This is a genomic window from Synechococcus sp. Minos11 (assembly GCF_014279855.1).
Taxonomy (GTDB): Bacteria; Cyanobacteriota; Cyanobacteriia; order PCC-6307; family Cyanobiaceae; genus RCC307.
Genome location: NZ_CP047953.1, coordinates 606,090 through 622,721 on the forward strand (window position 1 = coordinate 606,090; position 16,632 = coordinate 622,721).

8 protein-coding genes are annotated in these 16,632 nt (G+C 57.8%); 5 read left to right on the top strand and 3 right to left on the bottom strand.

Features of this window, described 5'->3' with window-relative positions; genetic code table 11:
• Positions 1-130 precede the first annotated feature (130 nt).
• Complete coding sequence (locus tag SynMINOS11_RS03320) at positions 131-2,236, top strand: FAD-dependent oxidoreductase (protein ID WP_186549840.1); 2,106 nt, start codon at positions 131-133, stop codon at positions 2,234-2,236.
• On the opposite strand, the gene SynMINOS11_RS03325 is transcribed toward SynMINOS11_RS03320, so the two are convergent.
• From SynMINOS11_RS03325 to SynMINOS11_RS13120, 3 genes are all read right to left on the bottom strand, one after another.
• On the bottom strand, positions 2,210-3,589 hold the full coding sequence (locus SynMINOS11_RS03325; protein ID WP_186550671.1) for a DEAD/DEAH box helicase: 1,380 nt from the start codon (positions 3,587-3,589) through the stop codon (positions 2,210-2,212). The two genes, SynMINOS11_RS03320 and SynMINOS11_RS03325, sit on opposite strands and share 27 nt — an antisense overlap.
• A gap of 103 nt (positions 3,590-3,692) precedes the next feature.
• Positions 3,693-4,028: a hypothetical protein gene (locus SynMINOS11_RS03330; protein ID WP_186549842.1), complete on the bottom strand. Its 336-nt coding sequence runs from the start codon at positions 4,026-4,028 to the stop codon at positions 3,693-3,695.
• A gap of 72 nt (positions 4,029-4,100) precedes the next feature.
• Positions 4,101-10,178 (bottom strand): YadA-like family protein, encoded by a 6,078-nt coding sequence (locus tag SynMINOS11_RS13120; protein WP_370586193.1) that lies wholly within the window; start codon positions 10,176-10,178, stop codon positions 4,101-4,103.
• Positions 10,179-10,676: 498 nt separating this feature from the next.
• On the opposite strand from SynMINOS11_RS13120, the gene SynMINOS11_RS03340 reads away from it, so the two are divergent.
• The 4 genes from SynMINOS11_RS03340 to SynMINOS11_RS03355 all read left to right on the top strand — a co-directional run bounded on the left by SynMINOS11_RS03340 (position 10,677) and on the right by SynMINOS11_RS03355 (position 16,603).
• Entirely contained in the window at positions 10,677-11,570 is an 894-nt protein-coding gene (locus tag SynMINOS11_RS03340) for an AraC family transcriptional regulator (protein ID WP_186549846.1), read from the top strand.
• Between the two features lie 73 nt (positions 11,571-11,643).
• Positions 11,644-14,838 carry an O-linked N-acetylglucosamine transferase family protein gene (locus SynMINOS11_RS03345; protein WP_186549848.1) on the top strand — a complete coding sequence of 1,065 codons (3,195 nt, stop codon included), beginning with the start codon at positions 11,644-11,646 and terminating at the stop codon, positions 14,836-14,838.
• The gene (locus tag SynMINOS11_RS03350; protein ID WP_186549850.1) at positions 14,838-15,704 is read left to right on the top strand and encodes a sulfotransferase family 2 domain-containing protein; all 867 of its coding nucleotides are present in this window, start codon (positions 14,838-14,840) and stop codon (positions 15,702-15,704) included. Before SynMINOS11_RS03345 ends, SynMINOS11_RS03350 begins: the two co-directional genes overlap by 1 nt.
• Entirely contained in the window at positions 15,701-16,603 is a 903-nt protein-coding gene (locus SynMINOS11_RS03355; RefSeq protein WP_186549852.1) for a hypothetical protein, read from the top strand. Before SynMINOS11_RS03350 ends, SynMINOS11_RS03355 begins: the two co-directional genes overlap by 4 nt.
• The last annotated feature ends 29 nt before the right edge of the window (positions 16,604-16,632 follow it).

Here is a 16,632-nt window from a genome sequence, read left to right on the forward strand (position 1 = left end):
AATGGCGCAAATCATTTTTTTAATGGCCGGCCTTCAATCAGTCCTTCAAAAAGTGATTCAAAAGGCCAAGCGTGTTGTTCAAAATTCTTCCGATAAAAGTAATTCAGATAATGCTCAAAGTCAGCGAGAATTGAATCGTCCGCATCAACAACGCGGAGCCAATCCAAAGCCGGCCAATGAACCCCAGCGCTTGGATGCGGTCACCGGGTTAAACCAAGCCAATTCAGAACATCAACCCGAATTGGTTGCGCTGCGTAATGCTGCCCGCTCGCTGTTGAAGATGCCAGTGGCGTTCATTGGCTTCATTGAAGACAACACCCAGCGCTTGCTCACGGTGACGGTGGCGCCGCAAGGCGAGCAGGCCTGTGATCCGCTGGATTTCAAGGAGATGCTCACCCCCAGGGAGTGCTCGATTTGTCAGTACACAATCATGGAATCGGATCATTTGGTGATTCCTGATCTCAAGGAGTTTCTTGAGCATGGCGATGGGGCGAGTTACCCGGCTGAATTTCTCGAGCAGGCCAAACAAGTGGGCGGCTATCCCATCCCCTGGCCCGATGGAGCCGGCGGCATCACGCTGAAGCCGGCGCATTTTTATGCCGGCGCCACGATTCGCACCTCCAAAGGCATGCATGTCGGCACCTTTTGTGTAGTGGATGTGGTGCCGCGTCCTGATTTCGGCGTTCGCGAGATTGACTTTCTGGAAAATCTGGCGGCCCAAGCCGCGGATTATCTGGAAGAGCGGGCTCTGCTGCGCCGGCCCGCCAACTTTCAGCTGCTGCAGCAGCTCTCGAGTGGTGATGACGCCGCATCTGAAACCGCGTCATGGGATGCGGTGGTGATCGGCGGAGGGCCCGCCGGATTGACGGCGGCCTGCCGCTTGTCATTTCAAGGGCTCAAGGTGGCGTTGGTGGAGCCCAAAGAGAGTTTTGGTTCGCCTACCGGCGTGAGCAGCAAGGTGCTGCGGGAAGTGGCGATGGACCACGGAGCTGGGACCTCATGGGATGACGTGGTGTCGATCCGGCAGCTCATTGCTCAAAACGATGCCAAGCGGGTGGCGTTGCAATTGCAGCGTTATGGCGTCACGCACTTCAAAGGCACTGGAGAAATTAGCGGTTGCAACGGCGATGGCATCACCACGGTTGTCGTTCGTGATGGCACCACTGGTGCCAGTGAGCTGTTGGCCCGCAAGGTGGTCGTTTCCACCGGCTCCAAAGCCCGGCGTCTGGGGGGTATTCCCTTTGAGCAACCTGGTTTTTACGACTCCGATTCGATCGGTTCACTGCGTAGCAAACCCAGCAGCCTGTTTGTCCAAGGCACCGGAATCATTGCCTTGGAATACGCCACGATCTTTGCCGAGATGGGCGTTCAGGTGAGCGTTGCAGCGCGTGGCAAGCGCGATGACCTCTTGCCGATGCTTGATGGCTCGATGCGTGATGCCTTGCTGAGTGATCTGGAAGCCAAAGGGGTTGAGATCCTCTACCAGGCCAGCGTTAAGGGGTGGCGCGCGGATGAGGCTGGCCCGCTCGTGGAACTGGAGCTGCCCAGCGGCATCAGTGAGCGCCGCTTCTCGGCGGTGCTCTCAGCGGTGGGGCGGGTACCGACAACACAAGATCTCGGCATGGAAGCTTTGCTCGAGGCCGACGATGTCAGCAAACTCAAAAAGCTCCCGCTGCTGGAGAACCAGCAATTGGAGACCAATGCGGGATCGGTGTATGTGATTGGCGATGTCTCCGGTAGCGGGCTGGCGTGTAAAGCCGTGATGCAGGCGCAGGGCTTGGTGGATCACGTGCTGCCCTCGCTGGTGCTCAAGAGCAAACAGCCCGCCCAGAGCAATCCGAGCCATGCCAGCCCCTCGATCATCTGGGCGATCCCGGAGTTGGCGTTTGTGGGCAGCTCCCAAAGCGAAGCGATCAACACCTACAGCGAAGCCGAGGTGTTTTCAGTGTTGGCGCCGTTTGCTGACACCATTCGCGGCCGGCTGAAGGCGTTGCCGGCGTCTTATTTCCTCAAGCTGGTGTGCCTGCGCCAGGACGGCCGCATCTTGGGGGTGCATGTCTACGGGGAAGGCGCCTCTGAGCTCATCCACCTGGGGGCGTCATTGGTCGCCGATGGCAACACCGTCTTTGACCTGCAGTACAAATCCTTCCCGGCCGTCACCTTGCATGAGGTGTACCGCAATGCCGCGATGCTGGCGATCGATACGCTCTCAGGCTTGGCGCAGAAATCCGGGTAGCTGCGGCGAGCGCACCCGGATCAACTGGCTCGCGCCATCGTCAACAGCTTCTAAAGGCAAGCTTGGTCCACGCCAACTGCCGCCACTGGGCACGTCAACCAACTGCTCCTGTTTGGGTTGAATCACATAGGGCTCAGCCAGTGACCAGGTGCGGGCGTAGCCCATCAGCAGCGGATCGGCGGGGGCATAGACGAACGACGGATGCCGCGGTGTGGGCTCTTGGGCGGCCAGCTCTGGCGTCATCCGCACCGCGCGGGTGATGCCCTGCAAAAACCGGCTTTTGGTGACCACGGTGGTGAGGTAGGCGATCACCCGAAGCCTGGGTGCATCAAAGCCTTCGGCGCACATGTCGATGCTGACGAGCCATTGCGCGGAGCCTTTTTGAAAATTGTTGAGGCGCTCCGCAGCTCCGCTTTCTTGCGAGTGCACCAGATCAACGCGGTGGCCGTCTTCTTCTAAGAGCGTGGTGATGGCCTGGGCATGGTCGATGTCGCGGGCGATCACCAGCCCGGCGGCGTTGGGGTGCTGCATGCGCACCTGCTTGAGTTTGCGCTGGGCCCGCAGCAGCAGTTGCTGGCCAATGCCGCTGTCATCGCCGAGTTCAATGGCGCGGCGTAGGTTGCGGGCCCGCCAGCTTTCGCGTGTTTCAGCTGATAGCGGCGAGACATCGCGATCGGGCATGCCTTCACGGCTGTGCTCAACCCAGCCATCTTGAAAGCGAAATTCCAGCGGGCGCACATCACCGGCTGCGATCAATTCGCGCGGCTCCACCGCCAGGTCAGGAACGATCTGCTCAATCAACTCGTTGCCTTGGCGCAAGCGGATGCGGCGTGCCGCGCAGAAGGCCAGGTTGTCGGCGCGAAACGGGGTGCCGGTGAGCCCGAGGCGCAGGCGGCAGTGCTGGGTGAGCTCAAGGAATGTGCCTCCCCAAGCCGTGTTGTCGGGCTCATCGGGATTCAGGCCCAGGTGATGGGCCTCATCGGCGATCGCCAAGCTGCCAGCCAGGCCCCATTGGCGCAGGTCTTCGCGTAGCTGCTCGAGCTGGCGGCCAGCGCCTTGGTAGGTGATCAGCAGGCCATCGGCTTGATCACTGCAGGGCCATTCCTCCAGCTGCAGGCCCAGCCGCTGCGCGGCGCTTTGCCATTGGCTCAGGATCGAGGTGCGGTGGCAGAACACCACAAAGCGCTGCAGCCGTCCTTGCTGCTGCATGGCCTTAAAGGCCAAGAGAGCACCGAGAGTTTTGCCGGCACCAGGACCCGCAAACACCAACACGTCTTGATCGCTGGTTTGGTTGCGCTCAAGCCGGCGCCTGAGCAGCTGGATCAGCTGCTGCTGCCATTGGCGCGGCTGGATGACGGTATTGCCGAGCTGATAGGAGGGGATGGAGATCAGAACAGCTCAGCCGGGTTGTCGTTGTAGCGAAGTGGTGGCGTGATGCCACTGCCTAAGGAGCGATCTACTGAGCAGCGCAGCTGGCCATCTCTGGGGCCATCATCAAATTCACCAGCTCAGCCCCTTTGGGGCCCATCGGTCCGGAGAGGTTGGAAATTTGGGCTAGAGCAAAGCCGTTGTAGCGGCTGGTGTAGGCATCTGAAAGGCAGCTGCAGTAAGCCGGTTGATCAAACACACCGGGGGTTTCGCCGCGCACGCAGCCCCTGTTGAAACCCTCAACAAACTGCTCGGTGAGCTCTTGCTCCAGCTGCTCAGGGTCTTGCTCTTGGGCTTGCGCAGCCAATGGCATCGCAGCAGCAAAGCTGGCGGCAGCAGCGGTGATCAGCAGATGGCGCAGCACGGAAGGTTGAACGTTGGTTGGCTGGATGTTAGGGGCAAAAACCTGCAGTGGAATCAGCGTGTGGTGGATGAATTAGCCGCCGTTGGGCATCAGCTTTTTCATCTGCTTCATCATCCGCTCCATCAGCGATTGCTGCTGGCTCAGCTTGGTTTCGAGCTGTTTGATCTTGTCGTCTTGGCGTTGGTTTTCAGCGTCGGCCTGCTCTTTTTCTGCTTCGAGTTCTTCAATGCGTTCTTTGAGCAGAGCAACGAGTTGTTGGTTGGCCTCCGATGAATCAGCTGACTGTTGCAGTTGTTCAAGTTGCTCGCTGAGTTTGGCGATTTGCTGATCGCGTTGATCCACCAGCTTGGCCATGGTTTGGCTGGCCTTTGGCTTGTTCAACTTGCCGATGGGGAAGGAGAAGCCCAAGCGACCACCAACCGATGGTGTGGAACCAAATTCGTAGTCGACTGAGGGTGTGTAGGCGATGGCGCCGTTGATGTGGACTCGATCAGCAATGCGCGCTGCACAGCCACCAGCAACGGAATACTGCGATCCCCAGCCACCGGTGCCAAAGCCGCATCGCATGGGTTCATCGGGAAGCAGAGAAACCTCAGGCAGGCTGGAGAGGGCCGCACCCATGGCGCCAGCGGCTTCCACTGCATTGCCGAGGCTGCGAGCAGCCGATTCCAACTTGGGCAGACGTGTATTGACGGCGTTGTCGAGTTCGCCAAGCGAGACGGATGAGCGCTGCAGGGTGCCGTCTTCATTGGCGGCAACAATGGCGGTGCCTGAACCGGCGAGGTTGGGCACGGTGACTTCGGTTTTGGCGGTCCCGAGCACCATTTGAGATGCGCGGGTGGTGCTTGCACCGGCGCCGAGAGCGGTTGAACCATCGTGGCTGGCGACAGAGCCACCACCAATCGCCATGACGTTGGTACCGCTGGCACGGGCAGTGCCGATGGCGATGGAATTCACGCCATCAGCGCTGGCATAGGAGCCCAGAGCGGTGCTGTTGGTTCCAAGGGCTGAGGTTTCACTGCCATAGGCCGAAACGCTGGTGCCAACGGCGACGGCATTGGTGCCGGTGGCGGTTGGATCGGTGTTGAAACCTTCAGCTCGGGCGCCTGCACCAATGGCGATTGCCTGCACACCGTTGGCCACAGCGCCAGCACCAATGGCATAGGAATTGGTGCCATTAGCAAAGGCAAAACCACCAATAGCGATGGTGTTTTCATTGGTGGCATTGGCGCCAAAGCCGTAAGCCAACGAACCACGGCCTGCGGCGGAGGAATTCATGCCGGCAGAGATGGATCCTTCGCCATTGGCATTGGCCAAGGTGCCGAGTGCTGTTGAACCATTGCCGGTGGCGTTTGTTCGCGCGCCCAAGGCCGTGGAGGCAACCAGTTCGCTGGCGCCTGCTCCACTAGAAGCGGTGCTGTTGGCACCAATGGAGGTGGTTCCAGCGCCGATTGAGCTGGCGTTTTCGCCGTAGCAGGTGGCTTCTTGACCGCTACCGACGCAGAAGGTGGTGTTTTCAGGGAGCTGGCCAAGGTTGAGCACTCCAAGCACACCGGTTTGGTTGCTCACCACCAGCGCATAGTCCTGGCCAGATAAGGAGGTGAGACCAGGGGTTTGGTAGGTGCTTGAGCCATCACCCATGGTGATGCGACTAGCCGCTGTTGTTTCAACGCCAGGGCCAATGGCAACGGCATTGGTATGGGTGGCTTTTGAGGCCGAGCCGAGGGCCACGCTGTTAGCTGCTGCAGCGTTGCTGGAGTTGCCAAGTCCAACGGCGCCGATTCCCCCAGCGTTGGCGCTGGCACCCAATGCTGTTGCGAAATTGGCACTCGCCGTTGAGGACTTACCAAAGGCCGATGAACTAGTGCCGCTGGCATGGGCAGCTTGGCCAACGGCAGAGGATGTAGTGCCGGTGGCTTTAGAAGCTTGACCAATGGCGACACCTTGCGTGCCTGAGGCATTGGCTGCAGCACCTAAGGAAACACCCCGGTCGCCGCTGTAGGCCTGGTACCCAACAGCTGTTGACTTGGCGACCAGTGCCGAGGAAAGAGAGCCGATGGCAACGGTGTCAATGTCCCCGCTAGCCCCTTGGCCAACGACAACACTATTGATATTGGCGCCCGAACCACCGCCAATGGCAATGGCGTTGTCTTCTTGGGCAGCAGCTTGATAACCAATACCAATCGTGTTGGTTGCATTGGCAGAAGCACTGCGGCCTAAGGCTGTGGCGTTGGAGCCAGCAGCGCGTGAATTGGAGCCAATTGAAGTGGCTCCGTAATCGATGGTGTTGCTGGTAGCAGCCGCATTGGCAAAAGCACCAATGGCCGTGGTGTTTTGGCCGGTGGCATTGGCGCCAGGTCCGTAGCAAACGGCATTGGTGCCATTGCCAACGCAATTAAGAGAGTTGAAGGTGCTACCGCCAACTTCATAACGGCTGAGGGTGCCATCTGTGTTGGCGACGACGATGGCATTTCTCGCCTGTAAGTTATTGGCAAGGTTGGCAACGGTGACTTCTGTTGCTGCCTTGCCGAGCATGAGTTGATCAGCGCGTGTGGTGTTGGCACTTGCACCAATCGCGGTTGAATTTGCATACTTAGAATTGGATTGGTATCCAATGGCGATTGAATCGTTTGCAGAAGCATTCGCGCTGAAACCAATCGCTATGGAATTTTGATCTGAGGATCGTGCTGATGCACCAATAGCAATGGCTTGCAATGCGGATGCATTGGCTGCATCGCCCAAGGCTGTTGATGAGATGCCTGTGGCTTTTGACTCTGCTCCAAGTGCTGTTGCATTGACTTTGCTGGCACTGGAACTTTTGCCAATGGCAGTTGAATCAACTCCCAGCGCTACGGCGCTGTAGCCAATGGCTGTGGCATCTTCACCCAAGGCCCCGGCTTCGGTACCAAAGACAACGGCATTGGTTGCAGCCGCCGTTGAATTCACGCCATGGGCAATAGAGCCAAGACCAGTCGCCAGGCTGCCGGCACCAAAGGCCATCGAGCCTCCACCATTGGCGTTCGCCATGGTTCCATAAGCACTTGAGTAGTTTCCAGTGGCCTTGGAGAGGGTTCCAACCGCAGTGGTGTTGATCTGGTTCGAAACCGCTTCAATACCAATGGCGATGGCGTTGGCTGCGTTGGCTAATGCTTCGGTGCCGATAACAATGGAGTTGTCGCCTGTTCCCGAGGCGTTGGTGCCAAGAGCGATTGAGCCAACGCCACTGGAGCAGCTTCCTGCACCAAAGGCAATGGCGGCACCACCACTGGCATTGGCTTTGGTGCCATAGGCGCTGGACCAGTTGCCATTGGCTGCTGCAAAGGTGCCAACACCTGTTGAGTTCTCTCCGCCGGCATTGGCTTCACTTCCGATGGCAATGCCGTTGTTCCCAGAGACTGTGACATTGGTGCCAACGGCTGTGGCATTGACAGCGATTGCTTTTGAAAACTGCCCAATTGCAATGGCGCAGGTTTTGTTGGAGATGCTTCCAGCACCAATGGCAATGGTCCGAGCCTGCTCAGCTTTAGCAAGATGACCCAAAGCAGTTGAACCTTGGCTAGTCGCCTTGGCTTTTTTGCCTATTGCTGTGGAATCTCCCCCTGATGCATTGGCTAAGTAGCCAAATGATGAACTATTGAGCCCACTGGCTTTTGATGCAGAGCCAACCGCTGTTGAGTGGATTGCATTGGCAATTGTTGATTTTCCAAATGCGACTGCGTTGCGCCCAGATGCTTCGGCGCATGTTCCAACGGCTGTTGTATTGACAGCAGAGGCAATTGCGCCATGGCCAATTGCTTGCGCATTCCCCACGTTGGCAATGCTGTCGACACCGATGGCTATTGAACTAAATCCACTGGCCTCTGCTCCTCGACCAATTGCGGTTGCTTTCTGGCATGAGGCAGAGGCATTGGAACCAATAGCGAGTGATTGAATTCCAGCAGCATTGGCCGAGATTCCGATTGCGATAGCAGCGTTTTCAGATGCATTCGCAAAACTGCCTATTGCAATTGAGCGGTTGGCTAAAGCCTTGGCCGAGTATCCCAAGGCAGTGGTTGCATTTTGGGTGGCTTCTGAGTGTGCACCGAATGTTTGGCTTCGGTAGCCCGATGCAGTGGCGTTAAATCCAAATGCTGAAGATGAGTTGCTGCTTGCTGATGCTGAAGCTCCAGCAGCTGTTGTTCTGTTGTCTTGTGCCTTGGTATTGGCTCCGATCGCGGTGGAGTATTTCGCAGCCGCTGTTGAATTTGATCCAATAGCCGTTGCGGCAAATTCAGTTGTGTTACTCGAAGTCGCTGCGTTGGCGTAGGCACCAATCGCTGTTGTGTTTTTGCCTGTGGCATTGGCTCCAGATCCGTAGCAAACAGCATCGGTGCCATTGCCTTCGCAGAGCGAACTGAGGCCATTAAGATCTCCTCCTCCACTGCCGATTGCATACCGCTTCAACGTTCCATCGGCATTAGCAATCACGAGTGCGGTGCCAGATTGAGAGATGTCAGCGGTTAATCCTGAGCTGGTGAGGTTGGCAAGTGTAACGCTCGTAAAACTTGTGCCCAACATCAGTTGGTCTGTTCGTTTTGTTATGGACGAATATCCGATGGCTGTTGAGCCTGTATGGATAGCTTGTGATGATTGCCCAAAAGCTGAGGCACTTACTTTGTTTGCCTTGGATTGCCTTCCAATGGCTATTGACATGGCATCCTCTGCAGTTGCTCCCGCACCTAAGGCAACCGTGCCCTCTCCCAGTGCTTTTGAATTGATGCCTACGGCTGTGGAATTGAGAGCTGAAGCATTGGAATGTGCGCCGACTGCAGTTGCGTTAATACCAACAGTGCTTGAATTCCATCCCAATGCTGTTGATAGCCCACCAATAGATTGAGCGCAACCACCAATAGCTGTCGAGTAAGTACTCTCAGCTTTCGAGTTGTATCCAATTGATGTTGATGCAGAGGAGGTGGAATTAGCTCCAAAGCCAAAAGCTGTAGAGTAGTCGCCTTTTGAGATTGATTTTTTGCCAATAGCTGTTGAATTGGCTCCGGATGCATTGGCGTTTCTGCCAAGAGCCATGGAATCATTTCCACTTGAATTGGCCTGATATCCAATAGCCACTGATACTTCTCCTCCCGAAATGGAGTATTCACCCATTGCAATTGAGAAGTTTTGTGCTACTGCATTTACCCCTATTGCGATCGATCCATCGCCATAGGCGTTGGAGGCATATCCCAGGGCTGCTGCATAGTTACCACTAGCTTCAGTTGCTGCTCCAATTGCTGCCGAATTCAATCCTGAAGCAGCGGATTCATATCCAGCTGCGATTGAAAAGTTGCTGTTAGCAGTTGCATTGCGGCCAATAGCCGTAGCTCCGATGCCTTCTAGGCCATTTGCTGCTCCAGCTTTCGCTAAAACACCTACAGCTGTGGTGTGTTCGGACCAAGCTTTTGCGGAAGCGCCAAAAGCAGCAGTTTTATTTCCTGTTGCATTGGCTTTGTAGCCAACTGCTGTTGCCTCAGTTCCGTTTGTCCATGTCTCAGGGCCGATGGAAGTGCTATTGACTTTGCGCGCATTAGAGTTTGCGCCGAATGCAGTCGCATTCTCTGCCAGAGCTCTTGCATATTCGCCAACCGCAGTAGCGTCTTTGCTACTTGCATTGCTGCTGTATCCGATGGCGGTGGCGTTTGTATCGGAGGCCCTGGCGTCAAAGCCGATAGCGATTGAAAAATTCCCGCTGGCGTTGGCTCCATAACCCGATGCCGTGGCGTAATTGCCGCTGGCTTTGGCTTTATAACCCGATGCCTGGGAGTAATTGCCGCTGGCGTCGGCTTGATAACCCAATGCCGTTGATCTGAGGCCGCTGGCGTTGGCTTGATAACCCGATGCCTGGGAGTAATTGCCGATGGCTTTGGCGAAAGCACCCGATGCCTGGGAGTTTCTGCCGCTGGCGTTGGCTCCATAACCCGATGCCGTGGCGTAATTGCCGCTGGCGTTGGCTTGAGAACCCAACGCTATGGAGTTTGTGCCGTTGGCGGCGGCTGAAATCCCAATCGCAAAAGCTCCCGAACCAGTTGATGTGGCATTTGCGCCGGAATCACCAGCCATGGGTGGGTTGGCCTTCGCCAATTGAGGCTGGATCACCTCAGCCACCAGCACTCCCATGCTGCCGAGTTGGCCTAGGACGGCCCAGCTCGCGAAGAGTGTTTGCGCTGATCGGCTCCAGCGACGGCTACGGCTGCTGCGACGTGTCTGATTCCCGCGGCGAAACCCGGCTGCGCGGAGAACAGCGCTGATCAGCAGCAGGCGGGAATTCACCGGGGAGCAAGCCAGTCAATTCAAGTTATTGACCTAAGTGAGAGCTTTCTGAGTAGATAATTTTTTCATGCACTATTGGGATCAGCTTGATATTTTGTTCCGATTCTCTTGGCTTTTCGTCAACACTATTCGCTTCATATTTTTGATTTTGTGCGGATTCAAGTGGCCTAATTACTGGCTGTTTGTATTACTTGTATAACCTAAGACGCGGGTTGCGACTGTGCGCGGCGCGGCAATACGCCTCAATCTCATTACTATCAGTTGTGCTCAGTACTGAGAACCTTCTCTGTGTCGGTTCGACGCCTAAGCGGACTGGTTGACCATCGATTCAGCAGCGCTTCTGAGTTGGAAGCGCTGCTGGCTTCGATTGGCTTTGCAGCACAAGTGCTGCAGCTAGAAGGCGGTGTTCTTCAGGGGCGTTTTCAGTTCCTCTCAAGCCAACGCATGGCGTTGTTGCGCCTGCAAAGCAGTCTTGGTGTTTCGATTGGGTGTCCGCGCAAAGATGAGCTGATTTGTTGCGGCTTTGAGATTGAGGGCAAGCCCGATGTGGTCTTGGTCCATGGCCAGCCCGTTGCCGCCCATGCCATTGCTGGTGTCTCTCTGGCACTCAGCCACAGCTTCTTTCAATTCCTCTCAGGCTCTGACGTGGTCATTGCGCTGCTGCCCAAGCAGGACTTGCTTGAGCAGCTCGAAATTTGCGGCGGTCAGCAATGCCTGCGTTGGATGCAGTCCCACAATCAGTTGTTGCTTCATCAGCAGGCGCATCAAACGCTTGTTGAGCTGTTGCTGCATTGGATGGCGGATCCCAGTGCCATTCCCTCGGCCCCCACAGCGGCTGTCGTTCGTTTGTTCAATGACGACACCGTTGATGGTGCGGTTCCATTCCGCCGGGTCATGCGCTTTCAGCTGGTGTTTGACCTGATTGCGCTGGGTTCCCGCGGCGCTGTTGAAGGTCTTGATTTGGATCAACTGGCCGATCGCTTGAGCTGCTCACGGCGCAGCCTGATCCAGGGATGCAAAGAGCTGTTGGGAATGGGGCCCAAAGAGGTGTTGCGGATTCAGCGGCTTGAGCAGGTCCATCAGGCTTTGCTGCGCCATGACCCCAAGTCGGCTGTTGCGCCACAAACCGTGAATGCTGTCGCGGAGCGCTTTGGCTTTCAAAGCCGCGGTCATTTTGCGGCGGCCTACAGGCGTCAGTTTGGGGAACTGCCAGCTGCCAGCTTCAGAAAGCGGGCCTAAGTGCCACAGCGGCGTAGGCAGCCTTGATAAAACCGCCTAACTTGACCGCACTTTCTTGGGTCAGACGCGCGTTATGGCTGCATCCATCACCGCGTCAAGCTTGGTCGCTGCCAATGCGCGCTTGTGCATCGCGCCGTTGCCCAAGGTGGCTTCCACCCTGCTCAAGCGGGTGGCGGTGTTGGCCGATGGCCGTGAGCCGCTCAGCACAACTGCCTTTGGTGAAACCAGACCAGCGCTGGCGATTCACCGCGCTGAAGTTCACGGTCTGCCGTGTCTGGCTGATCTCAGCCAGGAGCAACAAGAGCATTGGCTTGGTGATGCCCATGCCCTTCGGCTGGTGGTCACGCGTCACCCGGCTGAACGGTTGCTGTCCTTTTGGCACGACAAATTGCATCTCGCTGAGCCGGCCTACGCGCCGCTCAATGCGTCAGTTCAAGCAACGCGTCAGCGCAGCGGGGCTGAACCTTGCCGTTTTGCTGATTTCCTCAGCTTTTTAGAAGAGCACTGGGAACTGCTTAAAAGTGATGGCCACCTGAGGCCCCAATGGGAGTGGCTGGGTGATGCCCCGGGCTTTCAGCGTCTCGACCGCGATGGGTTGGTCAAACAGCTGCCGCGGTTGCTGCAGCCTTTGGTGCCGGCGGCCACTTTGGGCCGAATCAAAGACGAGCTGGCTACTTATGACAAGCAGTACCGCCAGCGCTTAGGCAAGCGCTGGGAAGACGCCTACAGCAAAGACGGCTTGCAGTTGGTCGAAAACCTCTACGGCGATGACCTCAAGCGCTTTGGCTATTCCATGCCCCGGCGTCGCAGTGACAAGGTGCGGCCCTTAGCGGCTGTCGACACCGACGCTCTGGTGGATCCGCTGCAGCAGCTGCGCGAGCGCCATCAGCAAATTGCTGGGCTGCAGCAACAGCTCGCCGAAGCCCAGCAGGCCTTGGCCAAGCCGCCGCTGCCGTCGATTGATCCGCCGCAAGGGCAGTGGCCTGATCACAACAGCCCAGAAGCGGGGCTGAGTCATCTCTATGACGCGCTCAATGAGCAGCGCTTTCAAGAGGTGATTGAGCAAGCCGCCAGCTTGCAGGGTCATCCCCATGCCGGCGAGATCGCTTACATCCAGGGCTTGGCCCATGGCGCCCTTGGTGAGCACCAAGCCGCCATTGATGCCTACGTGGCCGCACAGGCTGCTGGGTTCTTCACCCCCTATGTGCTCTTTAACGCGGGCAATTCCTGCCGCGGGCTTGGCAACACGGCTGAAGGATTGCGCCTCTACCGGGAGGCCATTGATCTGTTCCCGGCCTTTGCTGAAGCGCGCCACAACTTGGCGATGGCGCTGCTGGAGAACCAGGACACCGCCGAAGCCGAGCGCCAGCTGCGTTTGTTGCTGCGCGATCAGCCCAGCTACTACCAGGCTTCCTTTTGCTTGGCGAACCTGCTGCGCGATCTCAAGCGCGACCCAGAAGCGGTGGAAGCCTTCCGCCTCTGCCTGCATTACGCCCCGAACTATCCCGATGCCTGGAACAACCTCGGGCTGACCTACGGCAACCTCAGGCAGATGGATGAGGCGATGGCGTCCTATCGCCATGCCCTCACGATCAGTGCCGACTTCAAGCCCTCACGCCAGAACTTGGCGCAGGCCCTGGTGCAGCTCAAGCGCCACGACGAGGCTTATCAGGAGTTTGGTCTCTTCCGCCGGCTTGATCTCTCGCCGATGGAGCAGGTGGTGGGCCTGCAGGGGCAGATCAATTGCTTGATGGAACTCAATCGCTACGCCGATGGCTTAGCGCTAGCCGACGCCGAACCCGACCGGCGCCTGCAGTTGATGGCACGGCTGCATGTCTTGCCGGTTCTCTATGACAGCAACGAGCAGGTGAGCAGCACCCGCCAGCGCTGGCATGACGATGCCACTGAGCTCTATGGCTTGCTCGATGGCATCAGCCAAGAGGATCCCCATTGGGAGCATCTCTATGGCCATGCCTGGTCGCTCACCAACTTCTATTTGGCTTATCAGATGGAAGACGATCGGCCCTTGCAGGAGATCTATGCCGGCATTCTCGATCGCATCCTGCGGCCCAAGCTCGGCGCTTTCATGCAGCCGCTGCCCCAGCGCCATCCTGGGGACACCAGTCCCCTGCGGGTTGGTGTGATCTCACCGCATTTGGTCAATCACAACGGTTCGATCTGGGCTTTGGGTTGGCTGGAGGGCATCGCCAACAATCCCGGCTACGAGATCTTCAGCTACAACGTTGCCGATAACGAAGACTCCGGCACCCAGCGTTTTGCCGCCCTCGGCACCTACCGGCATCTGCCGCTTCGCGCTGAGGCGCCTGAGGCCATGCTGCAGCAGATCCTTGATGACCGGCTTGATCTGCTGATCTACACCGACATCGGCATGCATCCGGCCAGCAAGATCACCTCGGTGCTGCAACTGGCGCCGGTGCAGGGCCAGGGTTGGGGCCATCCGATCACAAGCGGATCGCGCACGATTCACTACTACCTCTCCGGTGAAGGCATGGAGCCTTCCGGCAATGAGGAGCACTACAGCGAAACGCTCTGGCGCTTGCCGCGCACCGGCTTGAACTACGACACCCCGGCCGCCATCCACGACGGCCAGCTGCTGTTTGACAAGTTCGATCTGCCGCGCGACCGGCCGATTCTCAATTCACTGCAGAGCACCTTCAAGTACGTGCCGCGCAATGATTGGTCCTTCGCTGAGATTGCCAAGCGCAACCCGGAAGCCTTCATCGTTTTGGTGGGGCACATGGGCCATGGCGGCCTGTGCGAACGGCTGGTTGAGCGCATGCGCCCCCACTTTGAGGAGCGTGGCTTGGAGCTGGAGAACCATCTGCGCGTGCTGCCGCGGCTCGACTACGGCGACTTCATGGGGCTGTTCTCGATTAGCCATCACACCATCGACACCATCGATTGGAATGGCGGCAATAGTTCGATGCAGTCCTTCTCGCTGGATTGCCCGGTGGTGACCTTGCCCACGGCATTCATGCGCGGCCGCCACACCGTGGCGATGCTTGAGGTGTTGGAGTTGCCGGAGCTGATCGCTCAAGACGGCGAGGACTACGTGGCGATTTCCAGCCGCTTGCTCAGTGATGAGGCCTTCTATCAGGAGATGCGCGCCAAGATCGCTGAGCGCAAAGAGCGCCTCTTCCACGACAAGTCGGTCGCTGAAGCGTTCCAGCTGGCGGTGGAAACCATCTGCCGGCAAGTGCCAGCCGTGGGTCAGCAGCCAGCCGAGGTCCTGCCACTGGCGGCTTGATGGCAGTGCTGCAAGCCCACGACCCCTTGCCAGGTCTTCGTGTTGTGGATCCCGCTTTCGACTGGGCTCAGATTCAGCTGCGGATGCGCGACGGCGTTCAGCTCTCTCCCTTGCTGCCCCTTGGCGGTGATGCCGGCCTGGTGTGGGTTCCCAAGAACGGTTGCAGCACCCTGAAGCGGGTATGGCTGCAACTCCAAGGCGCCGATTGTCAGCAGCCTGGCTTTGATCCCCATAGCGCCGCGCTGCCTTCGGCCTATTGGTTGAATCCAGACGAACTGCGCGCTGTTTCGGAGCATCGCTCCCTCGTTGCGATTTGGCGCGATCCCATCGATCGCTTTGTTTCGGCCTGCCGTAGCCATTTGGTTGAGCTCACCACCGCTGCGGTTCACGCCAAGTTGCGTTCATCCTGCCCTGATCAGAGTGGTTTTGAGAATGCCTTGCGCTTTCACGATGAATTGTTTGCAGGCCACGGCGTTGGCTCGTTTGCCGATGACGCTGATCCGGTGGATGTGATGAATCAGGCGGCCCTGCAACTTCCGGCTTGGATTGCCTGTCACATCGATTGGAGCCATCACACCATTCCCCAGATCAGCTTTCTCGGTGGTGATCCGCGTTGCTATCGCACGATCTTGGGCATGGAGCAGATCGATGTCTTGGTGGCTCATTGGTCCAAGGCATCGGGCTTGCCGCTCGATCTCACCCCGCAGCATGTCTCCAGAGAGGAGGCGACTAACAATCCATGGCGCCGTTTGCGGCGTGATCAACTCAGCAGCGAAGCGCTTGCAGCCTTGGAGCGGTTTTATGCCGCGGACTGGGCCTTTTTGGAATTAGCGCAGCAGCAGCTAGGGGCTTGGCAGGCGGCATGACAGACGCTTTCCCTTCATTGCTGCGGGGACGTTCTGATGTGGAACGCCAGCAGTGGGCCCGCTGGGTTTTGGGAAGCCACAGCGATCAGTTCCTCCCGGAGATGGCTGCCGCTGTGGACCAGCTCAACCGGCAAGACCCCATTGAGCAGGGCCAGCCGGTGGTGAATCCAGGGGCAACGCCCAATGATCTGGTGGTGATTGCCACCCAGCGTGGCCGCCATTGCGTGGTGTTTGATCAACCCCTTGCGTGCCCAGTCGTTTTGTTCGATTGGACCGGTGAAGGCCTTGAGCCAGGCAGTAACCCCCACGGCTTTGATGTGATCAGCGTGGCGACCGAGTGCAAAGGCCATCTGATGGAAGAGGCCTGGAAGCGTCTTGCGCCGACAGCAGGGGGGCACTACATGGGTTTTATCGATGACGATGTTTTGATCAGTGCCAGCGCGATCAATCGGTTGCTGGCCGTGGCGCGGATCCACAACCTCAGTGCAGCGCAGCCCGCGGTGAGTTTTGGTAGCAGCCTCTGCCAGGAATATGGCTGGCTGCGGCAACGGGCCTGCACGACGCTGCACCGGGTGCCGATTGTGGAAATCATGGCTCCGTTCATTCGCCGTGATCTGCTCGAACTGGCGATGCCTTTTTTAACAGGAGTGCGCAGCGGCTACGGCCTGGACCGGTTTGCTCTGCCCCTTTGCGCAGCCCATCTCAATGCCTGGCGCTTTGGCGCTGTTGATCTCACGCCACTGACCCATGTGCGGGTGTTTGGCTCTTTGGAGAAACGCTTCTCCAATGGTTTGCTCAGCAAGGAAGAGGAACATCTGATCCGGCAACGCCTCATGCAATCCATGGGCTTTGAGGTGGATCAAGCCCTGCATCAACAACTGGAGGCGGCTGTTGCTTGATGTTCAATCCTCAGGGTTGGCGATCACCT